Source organism: Streptosporangium sp. NPDC006013 (assembly GCF_040614275.1).
In the GTDB taxonomy this organism is placed as follows: domain Bacteria; phylum Actinomycetota; class Actinomycetes; order Streptosporangiales; family Streptosporangiaceae; genus Streptosporangium.
Window position 1 is genome coordinate 1 of record NZ_JBEXUE010000598.1, and the last position, 5,271, is coordinate 5,271.

The window sequence follows — 5,271 nt, forward strand, 5'->3', positions numbered from 1 at the left end:
ACCGGCTCACCGGGCTTGCCCCGGAACCTACCCCAGGACTTACTGCCTGGCCGGCGCCAGCTCGTCCTTGTCGTAGACCTTCAGATCCGGCCGCGGGCTCCCTTCCCTGGGGGTACGCCGCAGCCGCTCCTTGAGCCGCTCCACCATCACGTACAGGGTCGGCACCAGCACCAGCGTCAACAACGTCGACGACAGCAGCCCGCCGATCACCACGATCGCCAGCGGCTGGGAGATGAACCCGCCCGAACCGGTCAGTCCCAGTGCCATCGGAATCAACGCGAAGATCGTCGCCACCGCGGTCATCAGGATCGGCCGCAGCCGTCGCCGGCCCCCCTCGATCACCGCCTCCACGATGCCCATGCCCTGCTCACGGTACTGGTTGATCAGGTCGATCAGCACGATCGCGTTGGTCACCACGATGCCGATCAGCATCAGCATGCCGATCAGGGCCGGCACGCCCAGCGGCGTGCCCGTGGCCAGCAGCAGCCCGATCGCGCCGGTCGCCGCGAACGGCACCGACACCAGCAGGATCAGCGGCTGCACGAAGCTCCGGAACGTCGCCACCATGATCATGAAGACGATCGCGATCGCCGCGAGCATCGCCAGCCCCAGCTGCCCGAACGCCTCGGCCTGGTCGGCGCTGACCCCGCCCACGCTGAAGCTCGCCCCCGCGGGCATCGTCAGCTTGTCCAGCTTCGCGGTCAGCTCGGTGGTCACAGCGCCCAGGTCGCTGCCGATGGCCGTGCCCGACACCGTCGCGCTGCGCGCACCGTCGATCCGGGTCACCTGCGTGGGACCGTCGACCTTGGCGACCTCGGCCACCTGCGACAGCCTGACCATGCCCGCCGCCGTCGGCAGCGTCAGCGCACGCACAGCCTTGAGGTCCTCGGGCACCTCACCGGCCCGCAGCACCACCGTACCGGCGCGCCCGTCCAGCGTCAGCGCACCCAGGGACATCCCACGGAACCGCTGCGCGACCAGCTGCCCGATCTGCGTCTCGGTCAGCCCCCTGGCCGCGGCCTTCTCCCGGTCGACCCGCACCTCGATGCGCTGGGCGCCGGCCTCCAGGTTCGAGCCCACGTCCCGCAGCCCGCCCAGGTCCGCCATCGCCGCGCGCACCGTCTCGGTCGCCGTACGCAGCGTCGCCACATCCGGCGCCTGCACGATCACCTGCAACTGGTCGGTCGAGCCGCCACCGGCGCCCTGAGAGCCGCCCACGGTGACCTCCCCGACGTCCGAGAGTCCCTTCAGCCGCTGGCGTAGCGTCTCCTGCAACGCCTCGGCGTCGGCGCCCTCCTTGATCGTCACCGAGTAGGAGGCCCGGTCTCCGCCGCCACCGCCGCCGATCGCGCCCTCGAACCCGCCGCCGGCACCCACGTTCACCTGGTAGTCGCGTACCGCATCCAGCGACGTCAGAACCTCCTCGACCTTCTTGGCCGCGGCGTCCGTCGTCGCCAGGTCCGTGCCCGAGGGCATCCGCTGGCTGATCGAGACCGTGTCCTGCCCCGAGGAGTCGATGAAGTTGGTCTCCAGCCGGCCGGCCAGCCCCATCGTCGCGGCGAACACCACCACGCCCACCAGCAGCGTCGCCAGCCGCCGCCGGGTGGCGAAACGCAGCACCGGCAGGTACGCCCGCTGCAACGGGCTGCGCAGCTCCTTGGCCTCGGCCTCCTCGCGCACCGCCCGCGCCTGCTCGGGCGAGAGCACCGGCGCCTTCAGGAACCAGTAGGCCAGCACCGGCACCACGGTCAGCGACACCAGCAGCGACGCCAGCAGCGCCACGCTCACCGTGATCGCGAACGGTGCGAACAGCTGCCCCACCATGCCGCCCACCACCGCGATCGGCACGAACACCGCGACGGTCGTCAGGGTTGAGGCCGTCACCGCGCCGCTGACCTCGCGTACCCCCTCCAGCACCGCCTTGCGCTTGGCCTCGCCGTAGCCGAGGTGGCGCTTGATGTTCTCCAGCACCACGATCGAGTCGTCGACCACCCGGCCCACCGCGATCGTCAGCGCACCCAGTGTCAGCATGTTCAGCGAGTAGTCACCCACCCACAGTGCGATCAGCGCGATGATCACCGACAGCGGGATGGAGGCCGCCGTCACCAGCGTCGAGCGCACCGACAGCAGGAAGACCAAGATGACCAGCACCGCGAACGCCAGCCCCAGCAGCCCCTCGGTCGTCAGGTCGTGGATCGACCGCTCCACGTACGGCGCCTGGTCGAAGACCACCGTCACCTGAGAGGAGTCACCGATCGCCCGCACGAAGCCGGGTATCTTCTCGCGCACCGCGTGCGAGATCGTCACCGCGTTGCCGTCCGGCTTCATCGTCACCACCACGCCCAGGCTCGGCTGCCCGTTGGTGCGCGTCAGCGAGGTGCCCTCGGCCAGCGACCGCTCCACCGTGGCCACCTCGCCCAGCCGCACCGGCCTGGGGGCCGGCGCCGGGCGCTGAGCCTGAGCCTGCGGGCCCTGCTGGGCGCCTCCCGGCCGCGCCTGCGCCTGCGCGGGTGCCTGCGCCGGCACCGCGGGGGTCAGGTAGAGGTCCTTCAGCTCCTGCAGAGTCGAGACCCGCGTGCCGACCTGCACCGTCAGCGACGTCTTGTCCTCGGTCAGGCTGCCCGCGGGAATCGACTGCCCGTTGGCGCGCAGCAGGTCGGCCACCGCCGTGGGCGCCAAGCCCAGTAGCGCCAGTTTCCCGAGGTCCGGGGTGATCGTCACCACCTCGTCGCGGGTGCCCGTCACCGTCGCCTCGCGCACTCCCTCGATGCCCTGCAGCTCCGGCACCACCAGCCGCTGCAGCCGCTCGGCCATGACCCGCTGGTCGCCGCCATCGCCCACCGCCAGCTGCACCACCGGAATGTCGTCGGTCCCGCCCGTCAGCACCTGCGGGTCGACCTCCGCAGGCAGCTGCGTCTTGATCCGCGACACTGCCTGCTGCATCTTCGAGACCGCGGCGTCGATGTCGGTGCCGTACTCGAAGGCCACCTGGATCTGCGCCATCCCCTCCCGGGACGTCGAGGTCACCTTCGTGACGCCCTCCAGCCCCTGGAAGCTGTTCTCGATCGGCTCGGTGACCTGTTCCTCGACGATCTCGGGAGAGGCGCCCAGGTACGGGGCCACCACGAACGCCCCCGGGAACGAGAGCGAGGGCAGCAGTTGTTGCTTCAGTGACGGGATCGCGAAGACACCGAACGCGCTGAGCACCAGCGCGATCAGTATGACGAGGCTACGGTTGGCGAGGCTCAACCTGGCCAAGGAGGTCATGGGGGCGGGACTCCTCAATGGATGTCACAACAAGATTCGCCCCAGACTAACACTTCGCCTTATGCGAATATTTAAGGAAGCTTACCGTTCCTGATAACCTTCTCAGGAAGCGAGAGGTGAGCGTGAACGACAACCGCGAACGACTGATCGACCAGATCGGTGCCATCCAGCGCGACCTGGGACGACTGTTCGCCCAACACCGGCCCTCCTCACCCCTCTTCGACTCCAACCTGACCATGCGCCAGCTCAAGGTCGTCATCTTCCTGTCCTGCCAGGACTCCGCCTCCGGCCAGGACCTCGCCGGCCACCTCGGCGTCGGCCTCGGCACCGTCACCGGCATCGTCGACCGCCTCGTCGCCCACGGCCTCGTCGATCGCCGCGAGGACCCCCACGACCGCCGGGTCCGGCGCGTCGGGCTCACCCCCGCCGGCCTGACCCTGATCGAGCAGATCGCCGACGCCGGCTTCGCCGACTTCCGCCGCATCCTGTACCACCTCGACACCGGCACCCTGCGCGACCTGTCCGACGTCATGGAGAAGATCCAGCAGGCCGCCTCCGCCCTGCAGGATCATCCTCCACACGAAAAGGTGGGATGATAGGTTCTATCGCTGTGACCACGCCCATCAACGACCTCTTCTCCCTCGCGGGCCGCACCGCCCTCGTCACCGGCGGCAGCTCCGGCATCGGACGCACCATCGCCCACACCCTCGGCCACGCCGGCGCGGCCCTCGTCATCGTCGCCCGCCGTACCGAACAGCTCACCCGCACCCTCGGCGAACTCCACGACCACGCCATCAGCGCCGCAGCCATCAGCGCCGACCTCGCCGACCCCGCCGACATCACCCGCGTCCGCGACCAGGCCCCCACCCTCTTCGGCGACATCGACATCCTGGTCAACAACGCCGCCAACAACATCCGCCACCCCATGGCCGACCTCACCGACGACGACTACCACCAGACCATGGCCGTCAACATCACCGCCCCCTACCTCCTCGGCCAGCACTTCGGCCCGCGGATGGCCCGGCGCGGCTGGGGCCGCATCATCAACCTCGGCTCCCAGCAATCCCACCGGGCCTTCGGCGACAGCGGCGCCTACGGCATCTCCAAAGCCGCCATCACCGGCCTCACCCGCTCCCAGGCCGAAGCCTGGTCCCCCCACGGCGTCTGCGCCAACACCATCATCCCCGGCTTCGTCCTCACCCCCCTCACCGAACCCGCCCAGGCCATCCCCGGACGCGTCGAAGCACTCGCCGCCCGCTCCATGACCGGCCGCAACGCCACCCCGGCCGACTTCGCCGGCATCGCCCTCCTCCTCGCCTCCGACGCCGGCGCCTACATCACCGGCCAGGCCATCTGCGTCGACGGCGGCTTCTCCGTACACTGAACGAGCCACCGGCCCGTCCGGCGCCCACACCGGCAGCGAGCGGAACCGCCCCCTTCCGGCCTGTCACCTGCCGGTGATCATCCGCCGCAGGCCGTACCAGGCCGTACCAGGCCGCCCCCGCCGCCAGCATCCCCGCACCGCAGAGCACCAAGACAACCGGCGAGGATGCCCACCGGCAGAAGTGACCAGACAAAAACTCCCATACACCACCAGCCTGCACACCACCCACCAACACCCCACCATGATTGAATAACCCCCCGGATCCAACACACCCGGGGACGCTCATGACCACCACCCACCAACACCCCACCAACGCCCGCCGAGCCGTCTCCTACTTCTTCATCCTCCTCGGCACCGCCTCCGGAGCCTGGGCCGCCCGCATCCCCGCCGTCAAACACACACTCAACCTCAGTGACGGCCAGCTCAGCTACGGACTCCTCGCCGTCGCCATCGGACTCATCACCGGCATGCGCTTCGCCGGACACCTCACCGACCGCCTCGGCAGCGCCCGCCTCCTCACCCCCTCACCACCGAGCGTCTGGGAGAAGGTGCCGACCGCCGACCTTGAGGACGACCGGCCCGCGCTGCCCGACGAGGTGGCACTCGGCCTGAAGTACACC

At 69.7% G+C, this 5,271-nt stretch carries 3 protein-coding genes and 1 pseudogene; 3 read left to right on the top strand and 1 reads right to left on the bottom strand.

All coding sequences use genetic code 11. The features are described 5' to 3' along the window. Positions 1–39: 39 nt before the first annotated feature. Entirely contained in the window at positions 40–3,267 is a 3,228-nt protein-coding gene (locus ABZ260_RS45765) for an efflux RND transporter permease subunit (protein ID WP_355630751.1), read from the bottom strand. Positions 3,268–3,383: 116 nt separating this feature from the next. Here ABZ260_RS45765 and ABZ260_RS45770 point away from each other — a divergent pair, with 116 nt between their 5' ends. From ABZ260_RS45770 to ABZ260_RS45780, 3 genes and pseudogenes are all read left to right on the top strand, one after another. Continuing rightward, entirely contained in the window at positions 3,384–3,863 is a 480-nt protein-coding gene (locus tag ABZ260_RS45770; RefSeq protein ID WP_355630754.1) for a MarR family winged helix-turn-helix transcriptional regulator, read from the top strand. 14 nt (positions 3,864–3,877) lie between these two features. Next, on the top strand, positions 3,878–4,651 hold the full coding sequence (locus ABZ260_RS45775; RefSeq protein ID WP_355630757.1) for an SDR family oxidoreductase: 774 nt from the start codon (positions 3,878–3,880) through the stop codon (positions 4,649–4,651). A 284-nt stretch (positions 4,652–4,935) separates the two neighbouring features. Next, positions 4,936–5,271: pseudogene (locus ABZ260_RS45780) on the top strand (hypothetical protein); the annotation flags it as partial.

Coding starts and splice junctions, on each gene's coding strand:
- ABZ260_RS45765 (WP_355630751.1), bottom strand. CDS start 3,267: ATGACCTCCTTGGCCAGGTTGAGCCTCGCCAACCGTAGCCTCGTCATA.